This window comes from Grylomicrobium aquisgranense, assembly GCF_033971865.1.
In the GTDB taxonomy this organism is placed as follows: Bacteria; Bacillota_I; Bacilli_A; order Erysipelotrichales; family Erysipelotrichaceae; genus Bulleidia; species Bulleidia massiliensis.
Map to the genome: position 1 here is coordinate 74728 of NZ_JALBUR010000007.1, position 24983 is coordinate 99710.

Sequence of the window (24983 nt, forward strand, 5' to 3'; positions counted from 1 at the left end):
ACAGAAACAGAGGAAATCATACATGAAAGAAACGAAAACGGCGAAAAGACCTTCGCATCCGGTTCGTTACTCCCAGATCTCTGAAGAGACAGCCAAGTCTATCAATCATCAGACTGATACGCTTGTGTATGCTCTGGGCGGTCTTGGCGAAATCGGCAAGAACATGTACTGCTTCGAACACAATGACGAGATTATCATTGTCGACTGCGGCATTCTGTTCCCCGAAGACGACCTGCTGGGAGTAGACTATGTCATTCCGGACTATTCCTACCTTGTCAAAAACCGTGAAAAGATCAAGGCTCTGATCATTACCCATGGCCATGAAGACCATATCGGCGGCATCCCTTTCTTCCTGCAGTCCGTGCATCTCAGAGAGATCTATGCTGCTCCGTTTGCCAAGGCTCTGATTGAAAAGAAGCTGGAAGAACATCATCAGCTGCGCAGTGTTACCATCCGTGACATCAATCCGGATACGCGCATTGATACCAAGTACTTCCACATCGGCTTCTTCAATGTTGTCCACTCTATTCCGGACAGTTACGGTGTCCTGATCAATACGCCAAACGGCCGCATTGTCGAGACCGGCGACTTCAAGTTTGACCTGACGCCGATTGGTGTCAATTCTGACTATCAGAAAATGGCATATATCGGCCAGATCGGTGTGACACTGCTGATGAGTGATTCCACCAACTCCGGTGTACCGGGCTTCTCCATTTCCGAAAAGAAGGTTGCACAGGCGATCAATGAACAGATGCGCAAGACACCGGGCAGACTGCTGGTATCCACCTTTGCCTCCAACGTGCTGCGTCTGAACCAGATTCTGGAAGCAGCCGTCAGCTGCGGACGCAAGGTTGCGGTATTTGGCCGCTCCATGGAAAATGTTTGTGAGATCGGCAAGAAGCTTGGCACGATCAAAATTCCGGATTCTGCCTTCATTACCGGCAACGAGCTCAATACCCTGCCGGCTAACAAGATCTGTATTGTATGCACAGGTTCCCAGGGTGAGCCGATGGCTGCTCTGTCGCGTATTGCCAATGGCACTCACCGCTTCATCAAGATTATTCCGGGTGATACAGTGCTGTTCTCCAGCAATCCGATTCCGGGCAATGGCACCAGTGTTTCGGCAGTTGTCAACCAGCTGACCAGAGTCGGTGCCAATGTCGTCGTGAATTCCCCGCTGACATCGTTCCATACAACTGGTCATGCGCCGCAGGAAGAGCAGAAGCTGATGCTCAATCTGATCAAGCCGAAGTACTTCATGCCGATGCATGGTGAATACAAGATGCTTGTTCAGCATTCCCGCACTGCCCAGGAGACGGGTGTCCCCAAGGATCATTGTCTGATCTGTGCAAACGGCGATATTGTGGTATTGCGCAATGAGGAATGCTTCATCGCCAATGAACGTGTGCAGACCGATGCCATCTATGTGGATGGCAATGACGCATCCGGCCTTTCCACTTCTGTAATCAAGGACAGAAGGATTCTGGCAGAGAATGGTCTTGTTGCTGTCATTGTGGCGATTGACAGCCGCTATAACAAGATCCTGTGCCGTCCATCGATTGTCTCCAGAGGCTTTGTGTATATCAAGGATTCACAGCCTCTGCTCAAGGAAGCAGAGGTCATTGTATACAATGCTTTGACCAAGAAGATGCAGCAGCGCACCACCTTCCAGGAATTAAAGAACTGCATCCGCTCTTCTTTGGAGCCGTATCTGTTCCAGAAGACACACCGCAATCCGATTGTCATTCCGGTCATTCTGAATCAGAAGGCTGCGATTGCGGAAATCAAAGAGAAGACAGCCGGCAGAAGGAATGTGAAACGCACAGGTGGCAGAACAGCCAGAAGTGCACAGCATTCTGAAAAGAAGGAAAACGAAAAGACAGCTGAGACCAGAAAGTGAGAAATCACTTTCAAGACGCTCAGCCGTCTTTTTTATATTACTGCTGCGGTTTCAGGATCAATACGCCTTCTGGTACATGATCCTCATCAAACGTGATCGTGCTTTTTTCCCTGTCTTCTGCTTCCGTGAAAACAGCCTTGACTGCATCGACATCTGCTGTGACCGGATAACCGGTATTGCCGCGGCGGAAATGCATCAGAATGGTCAGCTTTGGCTTGATCTGTTCGATCACCTTCCGTGCCTGCTGTGCATCAATCGTAAAGTAACCGCCGCACGGGATCATCAGCACATCACATCCCTGCAGAAATGTCTGCTCTTTGTCAGTTAACAGACGGCCAAGGTCACCAAGATGTTCAATGGTGCAGCTGCCGGCATGAAGTTTGATGGCTTCACACATACCTCTTTTCGCACCTTCTGCATCATCATGGGGGACCATGATGCCTTCATAGGATATCTGTTTCTCACATGGCACAATCTTCACCAGATCAGCCGCATTGTGGTCACTGTGCTGGTGAGAGCAGTGTACCTGCCCTGCTGTGACAGAGGGCAATGCTAAGCCTGGTACAGAATCATCTGCATACGGATCAAGTACGATGGTGTCCTGCTGGTAGGAAACCTTGAAGCAGGAATGGCCAAGATACTGAATCGAAATCTTACTCATGACTTCTGCCTCCTTTTCCTTTAGTTTAGCAAAATCTTCCCATATGAAAAGAGAGCCGAAGCTCTCTCTTATTATTCATGGCGCAGTGCTTCAATCGGATCCAGGTTGGCAGCCTTGTAGCTTGGCAGCATGCCAAACAGGATGCCGATTGCCATGGAGAATAATACGGCAAAGATTGATGCCGGTATACTGATGGCAACTGGAATACTCATAAACTTGCCGATGAGAAAGGCAAGCAGAATACCGGTGATAACACCAAGAATACCGCCGATGGAAGTCAATACAACCGCTTCCGTCAGGAACTGGGTCATGATTGCTTTTTTGCGGGCTCCCAGTGCTTTCTTCAAGCCGATTTCACTTGTGCGTTCCGTAACGGAAACAAGCATGATATTCATGACGCCAATGCCGCCAACAAGCAGTGAGATGGCAGCAATCCAGATCAGCATGCGGTTGGTTGCACTGGAGAGCTGCTGGATCTGTTTTGCCTGTTCCAGCAGATCCTTGGCTGCATATTGAATCGACGTATCTGAGGACATGACGCTGGCATTGAGAATGTCCGCGGCTGCTTTGCCTGCTCTGGTCATCTGTTTGACATTGTCCACCCGCAACATGACACTTTCCGGTTCATCATACTGATACAGCACCGGCCACTGTGCGGATGGCACATAGACCCTGGCACTCGTACTGTCATTCTGGCTGTAGGTATAATAATCCGCTGCTGAATTGATGACCGGTTCATATGTCTGCTTGGATGTGACGATTCCGACAACCGTAAATGGGGTACTCTGGATTTCAATCGTCTCACCAATCGCATTCTGCCCTTTGAACAGGCTCTTGTAAGCCTGGCTGTCAAGCAGAGCCACGCGTGCATTGTTCTTGTTGTCAGCGGCGGTTATACCGCGGCCCTGGCTGACCGTCAGATCCGCCGTGCCAAGATAGCTTTCATCGATGCCCATGACATAGCCGCTCTGGATGCCATTATCATTGTGATAAATGCCTGTGTAGTCCTGACGGGAATGAAACAGTGACACCTGGCTGACATGGTCAATCGCCGCAAGCTGCTGCTTTGTATCCTCACTGACCGGATAAAAGCCGGAAGGAATTCCCTGAGAGAAATCATATTCCCAGTCTGACTGCTGCACCTGAACAGTGATGGCATTGGTACCAGAACCGACTAGATTTTTCTGAATCTGGTCATTTGTCCCCTTGATCGTGGATACAATGGCAATAATGGCGGCAATACCGATGATGATGCCAAGCATGGTCAGGAAGGAACGCATCTTATGCGATAAGATGCCGCGCAGAGAAAGACGAATATTTTCAATCATTGCCACACCTCCGAAGCATCACCATGTTTGGTCAGGCTGCCCTGTTTTGCACTGGATCCATATGGGAAGGCAATCCAGTCATCTTCACCCAGACCATCGGTAATTTCCATCATGTCATACATGGTATCGCCAACGGTCACTGTCTGTTTGACCAGACGGCCGTTATCTTCTTTCATGACGTAATAGACGCCATTGTCATCACGGATAAACATGGCTTCCAGCCACATTGCCTGTGCGTTTCCAGCATCATTCAAAGCAACAGAAACACCGCTGCCGGCATCATTTGGCATCTGCTCATCCACCTGAATATAGAAGTTATAGTAGGAAACATTGGGATTGCCCATGCCGGAATAGGAATTGCTGTCAGTTGGATCTGTATCGATCGAGGCAACAGCACCCATATAGACGGAGCCGGTATTCCAGTCAGTCACTGTCACAGTATCGCCGATTTTCACCTTGTCCAGCTGCAATTCAGAAAGTGCAGACTGAATATACGTGCCGCTGCTGGTGGACAGAGTCAGAAAGGCTGTGCCATCCTGCGGCGGATCAGCCGGATCACTGACTTTTGTCACAATGCCATCACGCCTGGCATACACAACACCATCATCCAGACTCTCCTGGGCTGTCTTGAGATCCAGCTGCGCACGTCGCACATTCAGATCTGCATCTTTGACTGCTTTTACCTGAGAGCGGATTGCCTTGGCAAGCTCACTGGCCGTATAACCATCCTGTACAGCTTCCGCATCTGTTTCGGAAGAAACGGTTTTCTCTTCCTGTACTGGTTCAGCAGACTGTGTTTCCACCATCTGATGCGTCAGTACATACCACTGGTCTGTATCACTGCATTCTGGTAAAAGATCCGTGCGTACCAGCCATTGTGACAAAGGCTGCTTACCCTTCTCTACCGTGTTGTCTTCCCAGATTTCAAAAGACAGATAGACAGCAGGATCTTTGGTGCGGTATTTATTGAACAAAGAACCGGCAATGATGCCGTCTTTCTGCACGATGAAACGGATCGGATTGTCTGCCGCTAGGCCTTCAGGCACAGCAGATGCAGATGGAGACGGTGAAGCAGACGGAACGGAAGAAGCGGATGAAGATGGTGATGGTTCTGGAGACGTTGAAGCCGAAGCTGTTGGAGAAGGTTCAGAGACAGGATGATATATGCACTTATCATCGTCGGTGATGATATTCCAGGCATCATGATCCTGCTGTGGTTCAGGCAGCGGTGTCGGCGTCGGCACTGGCGCTAGAGTTGGTTCAGGCGTTGGCATGACAACCGGTTCCACAATCGGCTGCGTGTTTTTCAAAACATTGAGTTTCTGCTGTTCCCCTGCCAGTGTGTTCTGTGCCTGCTGTACAGCAAGCTTTTTCATTTCGACAGAAAGCTGCAGTGAAGTCAGATCATAGGCAAGCAGTTTATCACCGGCATGGACCTGCTGTCCCTGTGATACATAGACTTCTGTAATCTGGGCAGTGCCGTCGTTATAGACTGACTGATTGTCTGCTTCATAGATGATGCCGTACAGACTGCTGTCATTGCTGAGACCTGTGCTGGCGATATCACCTGCGCGGACCACCGTGGTTTTTGTATTGTTTCGGCGATAAAGCAGCAGTCCGCCAATAGACCCGGTAATGGCGGCTGCAATACAGACAGTGATGATCATTCCTTTTTTCTTCATCTTGCCGCCTCCAATGGGCCAAGGCGCCCGTCTACCAGGGATAGAATGCGGTGGGCATGGGCAGCGACCTTGGCATCGTGGGTAATCATGATGATGGTGACACCCTGCTGGTTAAGCTGTCCAAACAGCTGCATCACCTGCTCGCCGCTTGCCTGATCCAGGGCACCGGTAGGTTCATCTGCCAATAGAATCCGGGGATGATTGATCATTGCTCTGGCAATGGCAACCCGCTGTTTCTGACCGCCGGACAGCTGACCTGGTGTAAAGGAAGCACGGGAACCAAGACCTACACTTTCCAACTGTACCATTGCCCGCTTTGTGCGTTCCACCTTGGGAACATTGGCATAGATCAATGGCAGTGCCACATTTTCCAGTGCTGTTTCTCTGGGCAGAAGATTAAATGTCTGAAAGACAAAACCGATCTTATTGAGACGGATATCGGACAGTTCATTATCATTCAGCGTACTGATATCTTCCCCATCCAGGATATATCTGCCGCTGGTCATACGGTCAAGGCATCCGATCAGGTTCATCAATGTGGACTTGCCGGAACCGGAAGGACCCATGATGGCGAGATACTCACCCTCTTCCACATCCAGGCAGATATCCTTCAGAACCGGTACGATGACAGGTTCCTGTCCATAGTTTTTATAGACATGTGAAAGAGACAGGATCATGACATGCCTCCTGTCATTGTAACATAGGCAGTCTTCTGCCCTTCCTGCAGCGTATCATCCGGATAGGCAATACCATCTTCCTGCTTCAGTCCTGATGTGATTTCCACCGTACCGTCGCTGTCATCCGTCTGCCCGATTTCTACTTTCTGCTTAACAAGCCTGCCATTATGATCTGCCCAGACATAGGATGTGCCATCCTCATCGGCAACAATGAATGCCTGATTGATCCAGATCCCGTCCCTGGCAACCGCAGCAGAGCCGGCAGGTTCAATATAGACATGCTGGCCGAGCATCAGGCCGGTGCCATTGTCCAAAGAGGCATAGAACGTATAGCGGGATGCCTGATTGTCACTGGAAGAGCTGTAACCATACATGATTGTGCTGCTGTCAGAAGAGGCCGGTTCACTGTCCACACTGGTGATGGTTCCCTGCCAGATTTCACTTTCATCCACACGGGATCTGACAATGACACTGAGTCCTTCATAGAGTATACCGATGGACTGTTCATCCACTGTACCCTTGATGCGCAGGTCGCCGGTCTTGGCGATTGTCATCAGCGGCTTTGTGGATCCATCAGAATTGGTCGCACTGGTATCATTGATCGCTTTGACAACACCATCAATCGTCGATTTCACAACAGACTGATCGATTTCCTGCTGGGTATGCTTGATTTCATTCTGTTTTGTCTGAATATCCAGCTGATCCTGACGGATCTGCATCTGCTTGGCCTGAATCTGCGTTGTGTACTGGAACTTGTCATTCTGCGCAGCACTCTGCATCTGGCTGTTGAGGTCAGCGATTTCCTCATTCAGCGCGCTGATATCATTGCTCAGACTTTCAATGGACAGATTGTCATTGTCAATTGTGTTCTGCAGGTCATCTGTCTGGTAGGAAAACAGCTGATCATCCTTCTTGACGCTCTGTCCTTCACTGACAAAGATCTGGTCGATCTTGCGGGAAGAATCGGCCTTGATATCCACGCTCTCCTGGGCCTGGGCCACACCGGAGAAGCGCTGGCTGGGGTTGAGCGATGATGTCATGCCGGTCAGATCGGATACCTTCTGCACATAGACCTCATTGCCGCCGTCACTGGATGATCCTGAAGAAAAACCACGCACCAGTACAACGATGACCGCTGCGACCGCAACCGCTGCCACTGCAAAAATGATGCCCCTTTTCTTTTTTCCCATCTTTTTCATATAAAACTCTCCCTAGGGTATTTCTAACAACATGATAGCATTTACAGACATCAGAAATTATTAAGAATCATAAGGGTAAGAAAAAAGATCAGTCATGCATCCTGATCTTTGCAAAGTCTGTCATACGTTTCTTTGTCCAGCTTACCAAGCTCGCACAGCCGCTGATCAATCATATGCAGGACTGTCCGGCGGTCATCCTTGTTATTGACAAAGTCATAGCGGTCTCCATCAATGATCATCTTGCTGGAGGCATTGTACTGCCTGTACCATGGCTCATAGTGGGCATTGAGATCCTTATAGTAATTCAGCAGGCCGGGATCTGCCGAAAGCTGTTCATACGGACGGCCGCGCCTGGCAATGCGGGCCAGCATTGTATCAAGCGATACGCGGATATAGATCAAAAGATCCGGTGCTTTCTTGGCAGCTGCATAAGGCAGCTCCTCCATCATATTGTCCAGCAGGTCATCATAGACTTCGACCTCCTGCTTTGTCACATTGCCCTTTTCTGCATTCATATGGAAGAACAGTGCATCTTCATAGATCGAACGGTCCAGAACATTGTTGTCCTGGCGCATCGCTTCCTTGATCAGCCGGAAACGCTTGTTCAGAAAGTAAATCTGCAGAAGAAATGCATACTTCTTTGGATCGGCATAGTACAGCGGCAGGATCGGATTGTCTTCTACCGGTTCATAAAACGCTTTGGTGCCAAGATGGCGGGAAAGAATTTCGGTCAGATTGGATTTACCAGCACCAATCGTACCAGACATGATAATCATCATTGTTACTCCTTTAGTGCCTGTCTATTGAACCACATTATCAAACAGGTTGCACATAAAGGTAATCAAAAGATCTGAAAAAATATTTATTGACCGGTTGGTCAATTGTGATATCATCAGAAACTGACCGATCAGTCAATATTTTGGAGGTGAAAAGATGAAAAGAGAAATCAAGACGGCACTGACAAAGCAGAAAATTCTGGAAAGTGCCTTTCATATCTTTGCAAAAGATGGCTATAAGACAGCTTCGATGCAGGATATTGCCAGTGATGCAGGAACCTCCAAAGGGATCATCTACCACTATTTCAAAGATAAAGATGATCTGTATCTGACCTGTGCATCAATTGTGTTTGATGAGCTGGCAGAAGAACTTGGCAGAACAGCAGATGGCAGTATTGATGCCTATTTTGCAGCCCGCTCTGCCTGGTTTGGAAAGAATCCTGACAAGGCAGCAATGTTCTGTGAGGCGCTGCTGTTTTATCCGATACAACTGCAGGAACAGATGGAAGCCTGCCGGAAAAAGTATGATGAAGTCAATGCGGCTGTATTAAGAGCCGTGCTGGCTGATCAGACGGTGCGCAGCGGGTATCAGGAAGCTGATGTACAGCGGATCTTCCGTGCATTCCAGAATTTTCTGAATGCGGAATATCGGAATTCTCTGATCAAGCATGACGAAAAAGCCATTCTGCAGCATGATGCGGACTGCCGCAAGGCACTGCAGATCTTCCTGTATGGAATTATTGAAGAAAAGAGGTAAATAACATGATATTGAATATCCTGCGATGGATTCTGACACTGATTCTGGCAGTGTTTGCCGGTAAGGCAATGCAGAAACTGAAGATGCCGGCCATTCTGGGCTGGCTGATTGCAGGCATGGCACTTGGTCCCCATGCACTGAATCTATTGCCGCAGAAGCTGTTAGATACAACGCTGTATCAGACAGTCATCATCTGGATGCAGTGCTCGTTTGGTCTGATGCTTGGTACCGAGCTTGTTTGGCGGCGTGTGAAAAAGTATGGCAGAGCACTGATGATCACAACACTGACCCAGTCGCTTGGCACTTTCCTGTTTGTTTCCGCGATGTTTGCCATTCTGTTTGTCTTCATGCACATTCCGATCTATCTTGCCTTTGCATTTGGCGGCATTGCCCTGGCAACAGCCCCTGCTCCAGCTCTTGCCATCGTGCAGGAATTTCATACCAAAGGACCGGTGACCAGCACGCTGCTGCCAATGGCAGTACTCGATGATATCGTTGGCATTGCCGTCTTCTTCACAGTAGATTCCTGCATTGCCAGAGCCGTATCCGGCGGTGCTCTGCCGCTGTATATGATCCCGGTCATGATCTTCCTGCCGATTCTGATCGGCATCTGCACAGGTCTTGTGACAGGGAAAATCCTGAAACAGTCCCATGACAAAAAGTCCACACTCGCGATTCTGCTGATTGGTGTCACAGCCACCGCAGCAATCGGCCTGCTATTCAACAAGCTTGTCTTTACGACGATCACACTGAACTATATGTTAATGGGTGTATCCTTCTCTGCCACCTTCTCCAACATGGCAGATGATGAAACGCTGAATCATATCACAGCATGGTATAACAACATTCTGTCTGTGAGTCTGGTCACTGCCATTGTCGATCTTGGTGCACCGCTGGATTACCATCTGATCATTGGTGCCGGTGTCACAACATTCCTGTATATCGCTTCCCGCGCGTTTGGCAAGTACTTTGGTGCCCGTATCGGTGCCACCGCAACCCACATGTCAAAGACCGTACAGAAGTATCTTGGCCTGACATTACTGCCGCATTCTGGTGTTTCCCTTGTGTTTACCGGCATCATCTGTGCCACCCTGCAGGCATCCCGTCCGGATCTTGCATCGCTTGTGAAAGGAACAATTGCGGCTGCTGCTGTCATCAATGAAATCATTGCTGTATTTGCGGCAAGAAAAGGATTTCAGCTTGCCGGCGAAATGCATAAAGCATAAGCTTGTATTACAAAAAAGGCATCTGCTCAGTATTGAGCAGATGTCCTTTTGTTTTGGTATATTTGAAGACTTACTTGACTTCGACAATCTTCATCATGTTTGCGGAACCTTCGCCTGTCGGATAGCCGGCGGAGATAATGATCAGCTGGCCCGGCTTGACACCGTAGTCCTTGGCGAACAGAGATGCCAGATCATCATCGTTGGTGAGCTGGTTCTGTACATCAGAGAACAGCGGAACAACACCCCAGTAGCTCAACAGCTTTCTCTGGGTATCCTTCGTGAAGGTAACTGCCAGGATCGGAACACACGGTCTGAACTTGGAGATTCTTCTTGCTGTTGTGCCGCCCTGTGTGAAGACAACGATAGCACCAATGTTATCCAGTGTCAGTGTTGCATCAGAAATGGCAATGGAAACAGCATCCTGCACAGTCTTGTTGGATGTGGTCTTGAGCCAGTCAAGTCTGCTGCGGTAGTCGATGATCTTCTCAGCTTCCTCAGCAATCTCACTCATGGTCTCGCAGGCTTCAACCGGATAATCACCGGCGGCAGACTCAGCCGACAGCATGACGCCATCAGAACCATCCAGCACAGCATTGCAGACATCGGATGCCTCAGCACGTGTGCATCTCGGGTTATGTGTCATGGAATCCAGCATATGAGTAGCTGTGATAGCCGGCTTGCCAATGATGTTAGCCTCACGGATGATGTGCTTCTGGTAAACAGGAACCATCATGGTCGGAATCTCAACACCAAGGTCGCCACGGGCAACCATGACGCCATCAGCAGCTTCGAGGATGGAATCGACATTGTCATAGCCTTCCTGGTTCTCGATCTTGGCAATGATGTTGATGTGCGGCTTGCCCATCTCAATGCAGATCTTACGGATTGCATTGACATCGCTTGCTCTTCTGACAAAGGAAGCGAAGATAAAATCAACATTCATTTCACAGCCGAACTTGATATCATCGATATCCTTTTCGGACAGGAACGGCATGGAGAGCTTGACACCTGGCACATTGCAGCCCTTATGGGAGCTGATCGGACCAGCAACCTCAACTCTGCACTTCATCTCAGAGCCATCGTTCTCAAGAACGGTCAGTCTCATCTTGCCATCGTTGACAAGGATATAATTGCCAGCCTTCAGATCATCGAACAGTTCCGGGCACTGGATCCAGAAACGCTCATGTGTACCTTCACATTCAGCCTTGGTCAGATAAACAATCTCACCGATCTGATAGTTCTCGGTATCATTCTTGAAGTTGCCAAGTCTGATTTCCGGTCCCTTTGTATCCAGAGCAACTGCCAGTGTAATGCCAGTTGTATCAGATACATGTCTGACTGCTTCAATTCTTGCCTTATGTTCTTCATGTGTGCCATGAGAGAAGTTCATGCGGGCAATGTTCATACCTGCATAGGCAAGTTTTGTCAGTACTTCAACACTTTCCGAAGCAGGGCCAATGGTACAGACAACTCTTGTCTTCTTGAAGATGTGCTTGTCGTTAGCCATAAAATTCAATTTCCTCTTTTCCTTAAACCAGACGGTCAAACAAACGGTACAGGGCTTTGCGGCTCTGAGACGGACGGTTCAGTGCTTCGTCGATCGGCATTGATGTAATCTGATTATCAATGATACCGACACAATGTCCGCCGATGCCTTCCATCAGCAGATCCACTGCCTTTTCACCCATACGGCTTGCCAGCATACGATCGGTCGGAGTTGGCGAACCGCCGCGCTGGATATGGCCGAGAACCGTTGCTCTTCCAGAGAAATCTGTTGTTGCACTGACCTTCTTGGCAAGTGCATCCACATCACAGATCTTTTCCGAAATGATCACAATGGCATGGTTTTTCTTGACAGCCTCGCCAAGATATCTGAGCTTTTCGATGACCTCAAGCTCATCATATCCTGTTTCCGGTGTAATCACCATCTCTGCACCGCAGCTGATTGCTGTATATAGAGCAAGATCGCCGCAATGGTTTCCCATGACTTCCACGATCGAGCAGCGGTGGTGAGAACTGGACGTATCACGCAGCTTATCGACATTCTCTACACATGTATGCAGAGCAGTATCAAAGCCGATTGTGAAATCCGTACCCGGAATGTCATTGTCAATCGTACCCGGAAGGCCGATGCAGTTGATTCCCTTCTTTGTCATGGCAAGAGCACCCCGGTAGGAGCCATCGCCGCCAATAACAACAAGTGCATCAATGCCAGCCCTCTTCAGGTTCTTAATGCATGTGTCCTGAACCGCTTCTTCCTTGAATTCAGGAAGACGGGCAGACCCAAGAACAGTGCCGCCGCGGTCCATGATGTCGGACACGCTGGTACGCCCAAGATCCTCAAATGTTTCTTCGAGAAGTCCCCGGTAGCCATTGTGAACACCTACGACCTCAACACCATTATTCAGTGCAATTCTGGTAACGGCACGGATCGCCGCATTCATGCCCGGTGCGTCGCCGCCCGAGGTCAATACACCAATCTTCCTGACCATTGTTTAGCCTCCGATTTCGCCTTTAATTCTAGCATCGTAAACGGTTCCGTCAACCATTTGACGGCGATCTTTTCCCTCAAGCGCTTTCACAGAACACATTGCCTGAATGCGCTCAATAATGCGGTTTGCCTTCATCGCTTCTTCCTTCCCGCGGCTGGAAATTGCAAAGTGTGCACGCAGAGAAGCAATGTCTTCATTGGAGGTAAACCAGGTCGGTAAATGCGCTTCATATCTGGCATTGAGAACCGGCAGTAAGATCTGGTCACGGTTCCATTGGGTCACTGCTTCGGCGCCGATATCATCAATGACCAGAAACGGCACAAACTTGAGACGTTCCAGCTCAATCCGGTACTCTCCTGAGTCAATGCCGGTGACCATTCTCTGCACGCAGTCCGGCCAGTACACAAAGGCACATTTCTGCTTTCTTCTGGCCGCATCATTGCAGGCTGCCGCCGCAAGATAGGTCTTGCCGGTTCCCATATGCCCATACAGATACACGCCTGTCTGACCGCGGAACGCTTCCATGCATGAGGCCAGCACACTGACATAGGCGCCATCCTCACCGTCTGCCGCAATCGAAGCAAAGCCAACAGTGCGCAGCTGCTTTGGCATATCATTGATCAGAAAGTACTGCAGATGTTCTTCCTGTTTAAGCTTTTCCTTCATAAACCGGCATGGGGATACCACCTTCTGCAGGATGCCATCGTACATCAGATCATCATAGTACCCTGTTTTCTTCTGCCTGCAGTGATCGAGTCCCTTGCAGTTATGGCATGCGGCAATGCCCTGACACCAGTCATGAATCCGCCATGGATACTGCTGGATGAGACTGGCCGGCACACCTTTGTGCTGGATCAGATATGCCACATCCGGATCTTTTTGCAGCTGTGTGCAAAGCTCTCTGGTCTTTTCTTTCTGCGCATCACTCAGTGATATATCAAAATTCATTTTCTGGAATCCATCACGCATCGTGTTTCTTCATCTCCTGCTGCATTGCTTTGACTTTCTGTACGAGCTGCTCGCTGGCCGGCTTGCTTTCCGGCAGCGGTTTATTCATGTATGCCGGCAGTTCCACCTTCTGATAGCTGCGGCTGCTGTGCAGATTCTTCTTCGCTTCCAGAAGTGCCTGTTCCTTCGTCTCAATGCCATCACGTGCCCACTGCGCAGCAACAGAGCTGACAAAGCGGGCAGACAGCCGGTTGTCCGAGATCTTGAGAACATAGGCAATCAGGACATTGATTACCTCATTGGAAAAGTGCATCTGGGTAGAAAGATTCTCCAGAATCTTCTTCTCTGCAAGCGGTACTTCACGGCCATTCATCAGCGACTGCAGGAACGATACCGGCGGCAGACTGTAAGGGTCGTGTGTATTCTTTGTCTGCACCTTTTCCTTTTCACACATCAGTTTCAGCTTATCTGCATTGAAAAAGGCTGGATCTGGAACGGTACAGTTGGCGATCAGCTGCCGCATGCGGTCTGCGGAAATGCCATAGACTGTGCCAAGTCTGCCGATCAGTGCCATATTTTCCTGGGTGCGCAGCACGATTGGAAAAACAGCGGCACTGGTTGTGGCAAGGAAACGCTCATAATCAAAATCAATCGTTTCATTGCCCGAAGAAAACTGATAGCGCGGCCGCACCGTTGTCCAGGCTGGTTCCGGCATTGTTCTTTCCACTGGTGTTGTCCGGATCTGTCTGGTGACATCTTTGTATCCCTGCAGAGAGAGACCGACATTGCCAAGACGGGCAACAATCTCATCCGTATCTTTGGCACCGACTTCATTGCGGAACCGGGAAAGATAGATCTGATTGGAAAGAAAGTCCATAGTAGGAAGCGGTGTATTGAGATGATAAATCCAGGCATCATGGCCGCTGCCCTGACGCATATAGGCGCGCAGCAGATTGTATTCTTCTAACCGCAGTCTTGCCCGTTCCAGTGTATCCAGGGAGATATTGTTCATGATCCGGCACAGGTGCTTATGCGTAGCCTGGGCACGCTGGTGTCTTGCCTCGGCATGCAGGGTCAGATACAGCAGCAGGCCGTCTCCGCCGATCAGCGGCTGATACAGATTGGCAAGCGAAACAATACTGTCTTCGGAAATGCTGTTGACGCATTCCACCCGGAACGTATCTTCATTTCTAAGCATGATGTCTCTCCTTTGCGCGCAGCTGCTTCATCAGATTGTTTACTGCATGGTTCAGATCATCTGTTGTACCGTTGTTTTCAATGACAATATCTGCCTTCTGCTTCTGAATCTGTGGATCGATCTGGCTTGCATAGCGGGCCAGCGCCTCCTCTTTGGAATAGCCGCGGTCATGCATCATCCGCATGATGGCTGTATCTTTGTCACAGGTGATCAGGACGATGCAGTCAAAATGATCTTCAATACCTGCCTCAAACAGAAGCGGTACTTCAGCAAACAGAAGCCTGCCGTTCTGGCTGGAGAAGAAATGCTCCATGCCGGCAATGACATAGGGATGGACGATGGCATTGAGCCGTTTTCGTTTTCTTTCATCATGAAAGACAGCAGCAGCAAGCTTCTTGTGGTCAATGTCGCCATTGGGCATGCATACATCGCCAAATTCACTGGCAATCACTTTTGCACATGGGTGGCTGCCATACAGGCAGATGGCAGCATACTGATCCGCGTTGAATACGGGCATGCCGCGCTGGCGCAGCATCTTGCTGAAAGTTGTCTTGCCTGAAGCAATGGTTCCGGTAATCCCGATTCTCATGTGTCGTCCTCCTGTTCTTTTTATTTCTGGCAGTGCGGGCAGTAGTAGCTGCTGCGGCCGCCGATATATTTGACTTTGATTGGTCCGTGGCAGCGCGGACAGATCTTCTGCATATGCACCGTGCAGTCTGTCTGGAAACGGCCGGTCACACCAAGGGAAGAAGTATAGCTGCGGATCGTGGTGCCTCCTGCCGCAATGGCTGCCTTCATGATCCGTCTGGTGTTATCAACGATGTTCTGCTCGTCTTTTCTGGTAATGCGGCTGCAGCTTCTGCCTGGACGCAGATGGCATGCAGCAAGGATTTCATCCGCATAAATATTGCCAATGCCGGCCACAAAACTCTGGTCAAGCAATAATGACTTCAATGGTTCCTTTCTGCCTTTGCGGTACTGATGTACATAGTCCGCATTGAACGATGGATCAAATGGTTCCGGGCCAAGGCCATGGAAGGATGAAAAGTCATAGTCCAGCGGCAAAATACACATGCGGCCGAATTTGCGGGTGTCGTGATAGCGCAGTGATCGGCCGCTGGCCATCTGAAAGATGACATGCATGTGCCGGTTGACAGGATCTGATGGTGACATGAGATAGAACTTGCCTTCCATGCGCAGATGGACAACAAGGGTCACATGGTCCATGCGGAAGATCAGATACTTGCCGCGCCGCTGAAAGATGCGGAAATGTTCATGCCGCAAAGCATTGGCAAATGATCCTGGATCACCATCGACCGTCTTTGTATAGCGCACCTGTACATCCAGAATCTCATCATCTTTGATCTGATGTTCCAGTGTGCGCACAACCGTTTCAACTTCTGGCAGTTCCGGCATTATTTAGCCTCATACCAGTCTTTGCCAACGGCACATTCTGCTGTCAGCGGCACTTTCAGGCTCATGGCATTAACCATGCCGTCATTGATCAGTGCCTTCATCATGTCAATTTCATCCTGAGGCACTTCAAAGATCAGTTCATCATGCACCTGCAGAATCATGCGGGATTTTACCTTCTTCTCTTTCATTGCCTTGTCAATGCGGATCATGGCCAGCTTGATCAGATCCGCCGCACTGCCCTGAATCGGTGCATTCATTGCTGCCCGCTTGCCAAATTCCCGGATCATCCGGTTTTTGTCATGAATCTCCGGAATCTCTCTTCTTCTGCCAAGCAGTGTTGTCACATAGCCGTTTTTCTCACAGTCTTTGACAACCTGATCCATATAGGTACGGATGCGGGGATACTTCCTGTAGTATGTTTCAATGAAATCACGTGCCTGGGCCACACTGGTGCCAAGCTGCTCACTCAGACCAAAGTCAGAAATACCGTAGACAATGCCGAAATTCACCGTCTTTGCCTGGCGGCGCATCTGCGGCGTCACTTCTTCCTTGGAAACGCCAAACACATCCATGGCCGTCTTGGTATGAATATCAATGCCGTCACGGAAAGCCTGAATCATGCTTGTCTCATCGGCCATATGAGCCAGCATCCGCAGCTCAATCTGGTGATAGTCGCACGAGATCAATACACAGCCTGGGTCGGCCGGGAATGCCTTGCGCACCTCTTTGCCCTGTTCATCGCGCACAGATATGTTCTGCAGGTTAGGCTCGGATGAGGACAGGCGGCCGGTGGTTGTGGCTGCCTGGTTGTAAATCGTATGGATGCGCCCATCTTTGCAGATGTACTTCTTAAGGCCTTCCGCATACGTGCTTAAGATTTTGGCAAGTTTGCGGTAGGCAAGAATATCGTCAATGATCGGATCGGCACCGCGCAGCTTCTCCAGCCGGTCAGCCGATGTGGAACGTTTCGTTCCGCCATACAGTCCCAGATCATCATACAGCACCGATGCCAGCTGTTTGGGCGAGTTGATATTGAACTGTTTATTGGCACGGGTATAGATTCTCTTCTGCAGTTCATCAATCTGGGCCTGTGTCTTGTCAGAAATGGCATCCAGCACCTTTTCATCGCAGCGAATGCCATCACGTTCCATTTCACACAGAATTTCTGTCAGAGGCATTTCCACATCACGGTAGAGATGCGTCATGTTGCAGGAAGTAATGACCGGTTCTGCCTGTTCCACAATTTTGAGGATATTGGCAGCACTTTCCCCGGCAAAGCGGGCTTCTTTCTCTTCATCCACAGAAACGGGCCTGCCTGGTTTGCCAAAGACATCTTCGTAGCTGTCCGTGGTATGCAGATCATACTTCTCTGTAATCTTCTCATTGCTTGTCAGTGTGGAATCTGCCAGAGAGGCTATGATCATGGCATCATCCCTGAAATGAATCTCGATATGGATATTGTGCATGACATGCATGAGACGCTTGACATCATAGCCAGCCGCTTCATATGCCGCCAGATGTTTCAGCAGCTGTGCATCATGAGGAAGATCCTTTGCATTGATATAATACAGGCCTGCCTGGCTGGCAATGCCAAGTCCATAGAGGGATGCCCCCATGAACTGCTGATGGTCATCACAGCCAAATACCGCATAGCGGCCTGTATATACGTTTTCCGGGATCACAGATACACGCTGTACCTGAATCGTTTCTTCTGCTTTTTGTTCCTGATTACCAAGCAGTCTGCTTTGATAGCGGGACGCCAGCATCTTCATGCCAAGTGTTTCAAGGAAATGGACAAGGGATGCATAGTCCGGCATAAAGGTACAGTCTTCCAGCTTGATATCCAGATCGACATCGCGGCGGATGGTTGCCAGCTTTTTGGACAGTGTGGCAAGTTCATGGTTTGCCTGGATCTTTTTGCCAAGGGCGCCTTTGATCTCCTGATCATGGGCAAGCACATTTTCCAGTGTGTCATACTGGTTCAGCAGCTTGACGGCAGTCTTTTCACCAACACCGGGAATACCCGGGATGTTGTCGCTGTGATCACCCATCAGTCCCTTGAGATCAATAATCTGCAATGGCCGGATGCCAAGTTCAGTCTGCATGGATTCCGGCGTCATGATATCCATATCCGTCATGCCCTTTTTCATCAGCAGCACCGACGTTGTATCATCGACAAGCTGCAGCAGATCGTGGTCACTTGTGAAGATAATGGTCTGACAGTCAGGATATTTCTTTGACATGGTGCCAATCAGATCATCGGCTTCTATATCAGGCATCTCCACCCATTTGATGTGGGCAGCGTCCAGAAAGTCACGGACCATCTGAAACTGTGGAACAAGATCATCCGGAGCCGGCTTGCGTCCTCCCTTGTAATCGGCATACAGATCATGCCGGAACGTATGCTTGCCGGCATCAAAAGCAACCAGGACGGCATCTGGCTTCTGCTCATCCAGAGCTTTCTGCAGCATCTGGCAGAAACCAAACACAGCATTGGTCGGCACGCCCTGTGCCGTCGTCATTTTCTTGCCATAGGCAGTGGCATAGTAAGCCCGAAACAGCATGGAATTGCCATCCACCAGCATTAACTTTTTCATCTTTTCGCTACCTCTTCTACTTTCATCCTGCCTGATCTTTCTGTTCCACGATGCTCTGCAGCACAGCCAGGTTCTCGTACATGATGGAAAGGTAGTCCTTGCCATCTTCTTCCTGCTGTGGCGTCAGGCTGCTCAGATTGGAAAGATCAATGCGGGTCAGTCCGCAGTCATTCATAACTCTGTTAAACAGACTCTTCATATCATCCGGCATACTGTCTTCATAAACAATATACTGTACACCATCCGTCTTAATGCGTTGTTCCATCACAGCCAGCTCCTCTTCATCCGGCAGTACACCATAGCGGCTCAACACAAGCGGATATACCTGGAAGCCATATGTTTTCTGCCAGTTGCCAAAGCTTGGCGTCACTGTCACAAACCGCAGCGTGATGGACTGGTCCGCTGCCTGGGTGGCCAGAGCCTGATACTGTGCATCCAGATCAACCAGATCCGCTTCCAGCTTCTTGAAATTTGTTTCGTACAGGTCTGTATTCTCCGGATAGGTCTTCTCCAGCCAGCTCAGGATATCTTTTGCCATCGAGAGCATCAGTACCGGATCATTCCACAAAGAAACATCTTTTTCATACATATCTGTCTGATCAAACAAAGCAGAATCATACCAGGCAGATTCCTGATAATCTGAGGCACTGCTGCTGTCATCAGGCGTATAGCGCGCAAAGTCATAAACAGCATTGTGGGCAGACAGATCCAGCACCGGCGTACCGCTGGACGCGATCTCATTCTGGTACACTGAAAGATATGGCTCTAGGTCGCCAATATGCATAAAGACAGCACTCTTGGCAAGGATATCCTGATAATTGCTCTGGATCTGTGCTCTCTGGGCAGTCTGCCCATCCTGCAGGGATACAGTGGTAACGGTATTCTGGGCAAGTGCGCTCACAAGCCAGCCAATGGGGTAAATACTGTAGGCAATCTGGGTGCGCACAGAAACACAGCCCGGCAGACAGCCAAGCAGGCAGACACAAAGCACGCAGGCAAGCAGGATCCGGGTACAGTGCCCCAGACCATGTTTTGTGCTGCGGGATATCTGCTGTATTCTGTTTTTCCTGCCGGCCTTGTTTCTGATCAATGTGCACCTTCTTCTGTCATATCATTTTACCATCAGGCACAAGTCTCATCCATGGCATCTTTCAGCAGACCTTCTGCCGCAAAGGAATAATACCCGTTTGCGGTCACAATGATGTGATCAATGACCGCAACTCCCATCATTCTGCTGGTTTCACACATCAGTTTGGTCAATGACAGGTCTGCGCCGCTTGGAACAAGTGAGCCGCTGGGATGGTTATGCACCATCATGAAGGCAGAACTATTGGCCAACAGTGCTTCCTTGAAAACTTCCCGGGGATACACGCGGGCATCATTCAGTGAGCCGGTGAACAAGACACGGTAACTGATCAGGTGCAGACCGGCGTCCAGGTACACAACCAGAAAGTTTTCCTGCATGGATGAGCCGATTTCTTTCTGCAGCCAGTGAAACAGCCGTTCCGGTGTATCCAGGATGCTGCCCTGCGAAACACGCTCCAAAGCGACTCTTCGTGACAGTTCCATGGCCGCCACGATTTCCAGCGCCTTGACTTTGCCAATGCCTGAGATTCTGGTCAGCTCAGGTACGCTCATTGCAGAAACACCGGCAACACTGCCTGCTTTCTTTAAAAGATCACCAGCCGTGTCGACAGCACTTCTGCCTTTAGTGCCGGTACGAATTAAGATGGCCAGTAGCTCAGGTGTGCTCAAAGCACGCATGCCAAACTGCAGGCCTTTCTCCCGCGGTTTCTCAGCCGCAGGAAGATCTTTGATCATTGCCATAACGATACCTCCACCTGTATATAGGCATCCAATATGGCAGATTCCCTGAAAAATATGATGAAATTGGTATCTGCACAAAGCAATACACATTCATTTGTCTTTGCTTACTGTCATTTCCCTGCGCAGATAATGATCCACAATATATTGATCCGCAGGCAGCCAGGCAACACTGTCCAGCTCGCCTGGGGACAGCCATCGTGCCGCTTCATGTTCCAGCAGTTCAAGAGATCCATGCTTTACACGGACAGAAAACACCTGCATGGAAAGATGAAACTGTGGATAATCATATTCCACACTGCCGATAAAATTTCCAACGATAATGTCAGTATTCAGTTCTTCCTTGATTTCCCGCACAAGTGCCTGTCGGGCACTCTCCCCTGCTTCAATCTTCCCGCCAGGAAACTCCCAGCCGTCTTTGAATTTCCCATAGCCGCGCTGCGTTGCAAAGATCTTGTCATCTTTGCAAATCACAGCAGCCGCCACATGGATCTGCTTCAATTCTTTTATCATAACTACAATCATACGTCCTTTCTGCCGAAAAAAAAGAGATGCACTTCCTGTACATCTCAAAGCATGCCAATGACAAATCCTACTGCGATCAGAAGGATGGCACATTTCCACATGGACCAGTTTTTCCTGGTTAGCAGCCAGTATGTCACCAGAGCTGCACACAGACCAATCAGGCCTGGTACTACCTGGCTGGCAAGAACCATCGGCTGCAGGAATGCATTGGAAGCACGCAAACCATGTACACCAATCTGGCCGGTGAGCAATGAGCCAAAGCCAATGATGGCACCTGTCATAAACAGACCGGAGATGCGGGCTGCCTTACTCCATGAATCCTTTTTAGCAATCAGTTTCTCTGCGGATGCAGTGCCGCCTTTGTAACCGACGTTGATCAATACAAAGCGCAGAATCACATGCAGGATGAAGGAAACAGCCGCCACAATAACAACACCCCAGGCATTGCCGCTGCTGACCATACTGTAAACAGCACCAAGCATAATGGGCAGCCAGAGTCCATAGACAAGTGCACGCTCCAGTCCGCTTGCGGCAAGTGCCAGCGTCGTGCGCAAAGAGCGGATCACAGATGGATCTGCCTTCTGTGCTTCCAGTGAGAGAACCACGCCCATCACATAAGACGAAAAGAGATAGGATGGATCATTGAATTCCAGATTATGGCCAAGCGATATGGCAAGATCCTGCGGATTGGAATGAATCTTTTTCAGGCCTGGTTCCATTGCCCATGTCCAGCCTGTGGAAGCAGCCGTTTCTGCATTTTCACCGGCGTGGGTAAAAAATGAACGGAACGCAATTTTCCGCAGTGTTTTCTTATCCAGCGGAAATGCTTCCTTTGTATCCGTATACGGCGTTGTTCCTACCACCATTTTTCAGCCTTTCCTTTCTTTTCTACAGTACTGTTCTTTACCGGAGCAGCAGTTTCCTTATTCTGCTGGGTAAAATGCCAAAGCACAAAGGCACCAATGCCAAGAGCCAGCAGACCACAGGCAAACTGTCCATAGGAACCAGATTTGGATGCCAGTGCAGCAACGGCAAAGCCGGAAAGCAGTGCAGCTGGATATTCCTGATAGTAAAGATTGCGCATGACAACCGCAATACCAAGGAACTGCAGCATGGCAGCAGCTGTGGCAATCCCATGGAACAGCCATGGCAGATCATTCATCCAGCCATCAATCACATTGACAGCATCTGCCCCAAGACCATACGCATAATAACCGGCAATTGCGGCAAGCACGCCGCGGATCAACATTGGTCCAAACACAGCAATGGTGCTTGCTTTTCCCTTTTCTGCTGTTTTTCTGGCAGCTGGCAGAAACAGTGTGCCGATCAGCCGGCACAAGCCGTCCATGGCACAGGCAAAGCCAAACGCCAGAATCCCAGCACTGAGATCACCTGCCTGCACGCCTCCGCGCACAGCGGCAATCACAGCGATGGCACAATAGATGCCTGCGCCAGTGTCATCACGCTGTGTAGTGCTGTAAAACAGCTGACAGGCAGCACCAATCGTAACCCCTGTCTGTACATTGTGTAGCAGGGCACCGATCAACGTACATACGACCAGCGGCATATGCAGGATCTTTGTACCAACAACACCATCAATGGCAAGTACAAAGAGAGCCAATGCCATTCCAATCTGCATAATTTTTTCTCCTTTACAACTTCTGCTGTCAATGAACACAGCAGCCTGAGCAGCACAAAGCTGTTCGTCTTTTTTATTATATCAGGAAGTATATGCCGGGGCCAAATCGAAACAATATGCCAGCTTATGAACAAACAGAAAACAGCAAAAGTGCTACAGTGGAAACAGGAGGTGTTTGTAATGAAAATCAAGAGTACGCGTATCTGGATTGCCGGTGATTTCATGCCGGGTGTCATTGAAATCTCAGGAAAATCGATCGTCAGTGTGCTGCCCTATGAGACACAGGCAGACATTGATTATGGTGATCTCCGCATAGTGCCAGGATTCATTGACATTCACTGTCATGGTGCTTATGGCTTTGATACCAACTATGCCAATGAAGAAGGCCTGAAGAAATGGACAAAGAACATTGTGCATGAAGGCGTAACCGGTTTTCTTGCCACAACCATTACTGAGATGAAGCCTGTGCTGACAAAGGCTGTAGAAAATGCGGCAAAGGTACATGATGAAAACAGTTATGAAGGAGCCAGGATTCTAGGTATTCACTTTGAGGGACCATATCTCGATATGGCAAAGAAAGGTGCACAGCCGGCAGCGGCCATTGTTCCCCCTTCTGTGGAAGAGTTCAAGGAATATCAGAAGGCAGCCCACAATCTGATCAAAGTGATCACCCTTGCCCCGGAACACGACAAGGACTTCGCCTTAACACGGTATGCCAGCACGCATGGTACGGTTGTGTCCATGGGACATACATCTGCTACATATGAGCAGGCGATGATGGCAGTGGCCAATGGTGCCTCTTCCATCACCCATACCTACAATGCAATGTCCCCATTCAGCCACAGACAGAATGGTATGGTTGGTGCAGCTCTGAGACTGCATGACCTGTACAGTGAAGTCATCTGTGACTGCAACCACTCCACACCGGAAGCACTGAACATCTTCTTCCGTGAAAAAGACAGCACAAAGGCAATCATGATCTCTGATGCATTGATGTGCAAGGGATACCCAGTCGGCACAAAGTTTGAATTCGGCGGCCAGGGAATCGTCATCTATCCGGATGGATCCGCCCACCTGATCAAAGAAGGCAACCTGGCCGGATCAACCATGAAAACCAATGAAGGCCTGCGCAACCTGGTAGAAAGAGCACTCGTACCATTCGACAAAGCTCTCAACAGCTGTACATGCAACCCGGCAACACTGCTGCATATGGACGACCATCTTGGCTATATCAAAGTCGGCTATGATGCGTCCATTACCATTCTCAATGATGATTACAGTGTTGCTTCGTGCTTTGTTGAAGGCATCAAACAATTCTGAAATAACAGCCTGCACATGCAGGCTTTTTTCATGCACGCACAAAAAAAGCAGGATTTCTCCTGCCCATGGTCACTTCTATTAGAGCTTGACAACGTTTTCAGCCTGCGGGCCTCTGTCAGTATCCTTGACATCGAAGCTTACAGCCTGACCTTCGTCAAGAGTCTTGAAGCCTTCACCCTGAATGGCAGAGTAATGAACGAAAATATCCTTTCCGTCATCACCTGTAATGAAACCATAGCCCTTTTCAGCGTTGAACCACTTTACTTTTCCTGTAGCCATCTAACTCTATCTCCTTACCTACGCGAAACATTATAACACGTTTTCATCTCATCAAAACAATCTTGTAAATTTACATGACAATTTGTAAAAACAAAACAGCCCGAAGGCTGTCTTATAAAACATCATTTACTGTTTCGGAACTTTGACAGTTTGCTTTGAATAGAATTTCTCGAAAACCGCATGACTGCGGCTTTTTCTTTGTCTATTTTTGTCAAATTTCTTGTATTTTTATGTTGTATGTGTTGTATGTTTTATGGTACAATAGTCCTGTAGAAGGTATGCTGGCATGAAACTTTACTATGATAAGCGTTTGAAAGATCCAACCTACTATGCTCAGATGGGTTTCCGTACGACTGATGGCAAATCAACTACCAAGAATGTGAAAAAGCTGGGAAAGCATTCTGAGCTTCTTAAGATTACTGATGATCCCGTTGCTTACTGCAAGCAGCTGATCGCCAGGATGAATGAAGATTCCAGGCAGGGAAAAGAGTCTGTTCAGATCTCTGTTGATCTCAACGAAAAAGTTGACCAGACTTCCG

The 24983-nt window shown here is 49.2% G+C and carries 23 protein-coding genes and 1 pseudogene; 5 read left to right on the plus strand and 19 right to left on the minus strand.

Going from position 1 to position 24983, the window contains the following annotated elements:
* Positions 1-22 precede the first annotated feature (22 nt).
* A complete protein-coding gene (gene rnjA / locus MOZ60_RS04415; protein ID WP_108775854.1) occupies positions 23-1900 on the plus strand; it encodes a ribonuclease J1 in 1878 nt (625 codons plus the stop codon).
* A 37-nt stretch (positions 1901-1937) separates the two neighbouring features.
* On the opposite strand, the gene MOZ60_RS04420 is transcribed toward rnjA, so the two are convergent.
* The 6 genes from MOZ60_RS04420 to MOZ60_RS04445 all read right to left on the minus strand — a co-directional run bounded on the left by MOZ60_RS04420 (position 1938) and on the right by MOZ60_RS04445 (position 8226).
* Complete coding sequence (locus MOZ60_RS04420; RefSeq protein WP_108775855.1) at positions 1938-2561, minus strand: MBL fold metallo-hydrolase; 624 nt, start codon at positions 2559-2561, stop codon at positions 1938-1940.
* A gap of 71 nt (positions 2562-2632) precedes the next feature.
* Positions 2633-3889, minus strand: a complete 1257-nt coding sequence (locus MOZ60_RS04425) for an ABC transporter permease (RefSeq protein WP_370595790.1) — start codon at positions 3887-3889, stop codon at positions 2633-2635.
* Positions 3886-5571 (minus strand): biotin/lipoyl-binding protein, encoded by a 1686-nt coding sequence (locus tag MOZ60_RS04430; RefSeq protein WP_370595791.1) that lies wholly within the window; start codon positions 5569-5571, stop codon positions 3886-3888. Before MOZ60_RS04430 ends, MOZ60_RS04425 begins: the two co-directional genes overlap by 4 nt.
* The gene (locus tag MOZ60_RS04435; protein WP_108775858.1) at positions 5568-6248 is read right to left on the minus strand and encodes an ABC transporter ATP-binding protein; all 681 of its coding nucleotides are present in this window, start codon (positions 6246-6248) and stop codon (positions 5568-5570) included. The genes MOZ60_RS04430 and MOZ60_RS04435 overlap by 4 nt, the downstream gene beginning before the upstream one ends.
* On the minus strand, positions 6245-7447 hold the full coding sequence (locus tag MOZ60_RS04440) for an efflux RND transporter periplasmic adaptor subunit (RefSeq protein ID WP_370595792.1): 1203 nt from the start codon (positions 7445-7447) through the stop codon (positions 6245-6247). The genes MOZ60_RS04435 and MOZ60_RS04440 overlap by 4 nt, the downstream gene beginning before the upstream one ends.
* Positions 7448-7539: 92 nt before the next feature.
* On the minus strand, positions 7540-8226 hold the full coding sequence (locus MOZ60_RS04445; protein WP_370595793.1) for a deoxynucleoside kinase: 687 nt from the start codon (positions 8224-8226) through the stop codon (positions 7540-7542).
* A 154-nt stretch (positions 8227-8380) separates the two neighbouring features.
* Between MOZ60_RS04445 and MOZ60_RS04450 the strand changes: the two genes are divergently transcribed.
* Together MOZ60_RS04450 and MOZ60_RS04455 are read left to right on the plus strand one after the other, a co-directional pair.
* Positions 8381-8980 carry a TetR/AcrR family transcriptional regulator gene (locus MOZ60_RS04450; RefSeq protein ID WP_277008772.1) on the plus strand — a complete coding sequence of 200 codons (600 nt, stop codon included), beginning with the start codon at positions 8381-8383 and terminating at the stop codon, positions 8978-8980.
* Positions 8981-8985: 5 nt separating this feature from the next.
* On the plus strand, positions 8986-10206 hold the full coding sequence (locus MOZ60_RS04455) for a cation:proton antiporter (RefSeq protein ID WP_370595794.1): 1221 nt from the start codon (positions 8986-8988) through the stop codon (positions 10204-10206).
* 70 nt (positions 10207-10276) lie between these two features.
* Here the strand turns inward: MOZ60_RS04455 and pyk are convergent, their stop codons facing one another.
* The 12 genes from pyk to MOZ60_RS04515 all read right to left on the minus strand — a co-directional run bounded on the left by pyk (position 10277) and on the right by MOZ60_RS04515 (position 22845).
* Positions 10277-11713, minus strand: coding sequence for a pyruvate kinase (pyk, locus tag MOZ60_RS04460; protein WP_108775863.1), 1437 nt, complete (start codon positions 11711-11713; stop codon positions 10277-10279).
* Positions 11714-11735: 22 nt separating this feature from the next.
* The gene (gene pfkA / locus MOZ60_RS04465) at positions 11736-12698 is read right to left on the minus strand and encodes a 6-phosphofructokinase (protein WP_108775864.1); all 963 of its coding nucleotides are present in this window, start codon (positions 12696-12698) and stop codon (positions 11736-11738) included.
* A gap of 3 nt (positions 12699-12701) precedes the next feature.
* Complete coding sequence (locus MOZ60_RS04470; RefSeq protein WP_370595795.1) at positions 12702-13667, minus strand: ATP-binding protein; 966 nt, start codon at positions 13665-13667, stop codon at positions 12702-12704.
* Complete coding sequence (locus tag MOZ60_RS04475; protein ID WP_370595796.1) at positions 13660-14844, minus strand: DnaD domain protein; 1185 nt, start codon at positions 14842-14844, stop codon at positions 13660-13662. The genes MOZ60_RS04470 and MOZ60_RS04475 overlap by 8 nt, the downstream gene beginning before the upstream one ends.
* Positions 14837-15433: a dephospho-CoA kinase gene (gene coaE, locus MOZ60_RS04480; RefSeq protein ID WP_370595797.1), complete on the minus strand. Its 597-nt coding sequence runs from the start codon at positions 15431-15433 to the stop codon at positions 14837-14839. The genes MOZ60_RS04475 and coaE overlap by 8 nt, the downstream gene beginning before the upstream one ends.
* 20 nt (positions 15434-15453) lie before the next feature.
* Complete coding sequence (gene mutM, locus MOZ60_RS04485) at positions 15454-16260, minus strand: bifunctional DNA-formamidopyrimidine glycosylase/DNA-(apurinic or apyrimidinic site) lyase (RefSeq protein ID WP_370595798.1); 807 nt, start codon at positions 16258-16260, stop codon at positions 15454-15456.
* The gene (gene polA / locus MOZ60_RS04490) at positions 16260-18857 is read right to left on the minus strand and encodes a DNA polymerase I (RefSeq protein WP_370595799.1); all 2598 of its coding nucleotides are present in this window, start codon (positions 18855-18857) and stop codon (positions 16260-16262) included. Before polA ends, mutM begins: the two co-directional genes overlap by 1 nt.
* Before the next feature lie 22 nt (positions 18858-18879).
* Entirely contained in the window at positions 18880-19947 is a 1068-nt protein-coding gene (locus MOZ60_RS04495; protein WP_370595800.1) for a metal ABC transporter substrate-binding protein, read from the minus strand.
* Between the two features lie 32 nt (positions 19948-19979).
* The gene (radC, locus tag MOZ60_RS04500; RefSeq protein ID WP_370595801.1) at positions 19980-20684 is read right to left on the minus strand and encodes a RadC family protein; all 705 of its coding nucleotides are present in this window, start codon (positions 20682-20684) and stop codon (positions 19980-19982) included.
* Between the two features lie 90 nt (positions 20685-20774).
* Entirely contained in the window at positions 20775-21194 is a 420-nt protein-coding gene (locus tag MOZ60_RS04505; RefSeq protein ID WP_370595802.1) for a (deoxy)nucleoside triphosphate pyrophosphohydrolase, read from the minus strand.
* Positions 21195-21250: 56 nt separating this feature from the next.
* On the minus strand, positions 21251-22072 hold the full coding sequence (locus MOZ60_RS04510; RefSeq protein WP_277635441.1) for a PTS system mannose/fructose/sorbose family transporter subunit IID: 822 nt from the start codon (positions 22070-22072) through the stop codon (positions 21251-21253).
* Positions 22063-22845, minus strand: coding sequence for a PTS sugar transporter subunit IIC (locus tag MOZ60_RS04515; RefSeq protein WP_370595803.1), 783 nt, complete (start codon positions 22843-22845; stop codon positions 22063-22065). Before MOZ60_RS04515 ends, MOZ60_RS04510 begins: the two co-directional genes overlap by 10 nt.
* Before the next feature lie 180 nt (positions 22846-23025).
* Between MOZ60_RS04515 and nagA the strand changes: the two genes are divergently transcribed.
* Complete coding sequence (gene nagA / locus MOZ60_RS04520; protein ID WP_370595804.1) at positions 23026-24165, plus strand: N-acetylglucosamine-6-phosphate deacetylase; 1140 nt, start codon at positions 23026-23028, stop codon at positions 24163-24165.
* Positions 24166-24243: 78 nt separating this feature from the next.
* Here the strand turns inward: nagA and MOZ60_RS04525 are convergent, their stop codons facing one another.
* Positions 24244-24444, minus strand: a complete 201-nt coding sequence (locus MOZ60_RS04525) for a cold-shock protein (RefSeq protein ID WP_108775875.1) — start codon at positions 24442-24444, stop codon at positions 24244-24246.
* A gap of 286 nt (positions 24445-24730) precedes the next feature.
* Here MOZ60_RS04525 and MOZ60_RS04530 point away from each other — a divergent pair.
* Positions 24731-24983, plus strand: a pseudogene (locus tag MOZ60_RS04530) (IS1634 family transposase); the annotation flags it as partial.

Bases quoted from the DNA above. Each gene is read 5' to 3' on its own strand.
- rnjA (WP_108775854.1), top strand. From the start codon at position 23: ATGAAAGAAACGAAAACGGCGAAAAGACCTTCGCATCCGGTTCGTTAC.
- MOZ60_RS04420 (WP_108775855.1), bottom strand. From the start codon at position 2,561: ATGAGTAAGATTTCGATTCAGTATCTTGGCCATTCCTGCTTCAAGGTT.
- MOZ60_RS04425 (WP_370595790.1), bottom strand. From the start codon at position 3,889: ATGATTGAAAATATTCGTCTTTCTCTGCGCGGCATCTTATCGCATAAG.
- MOZ60_RS04430 (WP_370595791.1), bottom strand. From the start codon at position 5,571: ATGAAGAAAAAAGGAATGATCATCACTGTCTGTATTGCAGCCGCCATT.
- MOZ60_RS04435 (WP_108775858.1), bottom strand. From the start codon at position 6,248: ATGATCCTGTCTCTTTCACATGTCTATAAAAACTATGGACAGGAACCT.
- MOZ60_RS04440 (WP_370595792.1), bottom strand. From the start codon at position 7,447: ATGAAAAAGATGGGAAAAAAGAAAAGGGGCATCATTTTTGCAGTGGCA.
- MOZ60_RS04445 (WP_370595793.1), bottom strand. From the start codon at position 8,226: ATGATGATTATCATGTCTGGTACGATTGGTGCTGGTAAATCCAATCTG.
- MOZ60_RS04450 (WP_277008772.1), top strand. From the start codon at position 8,381: ATGAAAAGAGAAATCAAGACGGCACTGACAAAGCAGAAAATTCTGGAA.
- MOZ60_RS04455 (WP_370595794.1), top strand. From the start codon at position 8,986: ATGATATTGAATATCCTGCGATGGATTCTGACACTGATTCTGGCAGTG.
- pyk (WP_108775863.1), bottom strand. From the start codon at position 11,713: ATGGCTAACGACAAGCACATCTTCAAGAAGACAAGAGTTGTCTGTACC.
- pfkA (WP_108775864.1), bottom strand. From the start codon at position 12,698: ATGGTCAGGAAGATTGGTGTATTGACCTCGGGCGGCGACGCACCGGGC.
- MOZ60_RS04470 (WP_370595795.1), bottom strand. From the start codon at position 13,667: ATGCGTGATGGATTCCAGAAAATGAATTTTGATATATCACTGAGTGAT.
- MOZ60_RS04475 (WP_370595796.1), bottom strand. From the start codon at position 14,844: ATGCTTAGAAATGAAGATACGTTCCGGGTGGAATGCGTCAACAGCATT.
- coaE (WP_370595797.1), bottom strand. From the start codon at position 15,433: ATGAGAATCGGGATTACCGGAACCATTGCTTCAGGCAAGACAACTTTC.
- mutM (WP_370595798.1), bottom strand. From the start codon at position 16,260: ATGCCGGAACTGCCAGAAGTTGAAACGGTTGTGCGCACACTGGAACAT.
- polA (WP_370595799.1), bottom strand. From the start codon at position 18,857: ATGAAAAAGTTAATGCTGGTGGATGGCAATTCCATGCTGTTTCGGGCT.
- radC (WP_370595801.1), bottom strand. From the start codon at position 20,684: ATGGCAATGATCAAAGATCTTCCTGCGGCTGAGAAACCGCGGGAGAAA.
- MOZ60_RS04505 (WP_370595802.1), bottom strand. From the start codon at position 21,194: ATGATAAAAGAATTGAAGCAGATCCATGTGGCGGCTGCTGTGATTTGC.
- MOZ60_RS04510 (WP_277635441.1), bottom strand. From the start codon at position 22,072: ATGGTGGTAGGAACAACGCCGTATACGGATACAAAGGAAGCATTTCCG.
- MOZ60_RS04515 (WP_370595803.1), bottom strand. From the start codon at position 22,845: ATGCAGATTGGAATGGCATTGGCTCTCTTTGTACTTGCCATTGATGGT.
- nagA (WP_370595804.1), top strand. From the start codon at position 23,026: ATGAAAATCAAGAGTACGCGTATCTGGATTGCCGGTGATTTCATGCCG.
- MOZ60_RS04525 (WP_108775875.1), bottom strand. From the start codon at position 24,444: ATGGCTACAGGAAAAGTAAAGTGGTTCAACGCTGAAAAGGGCTATGGT.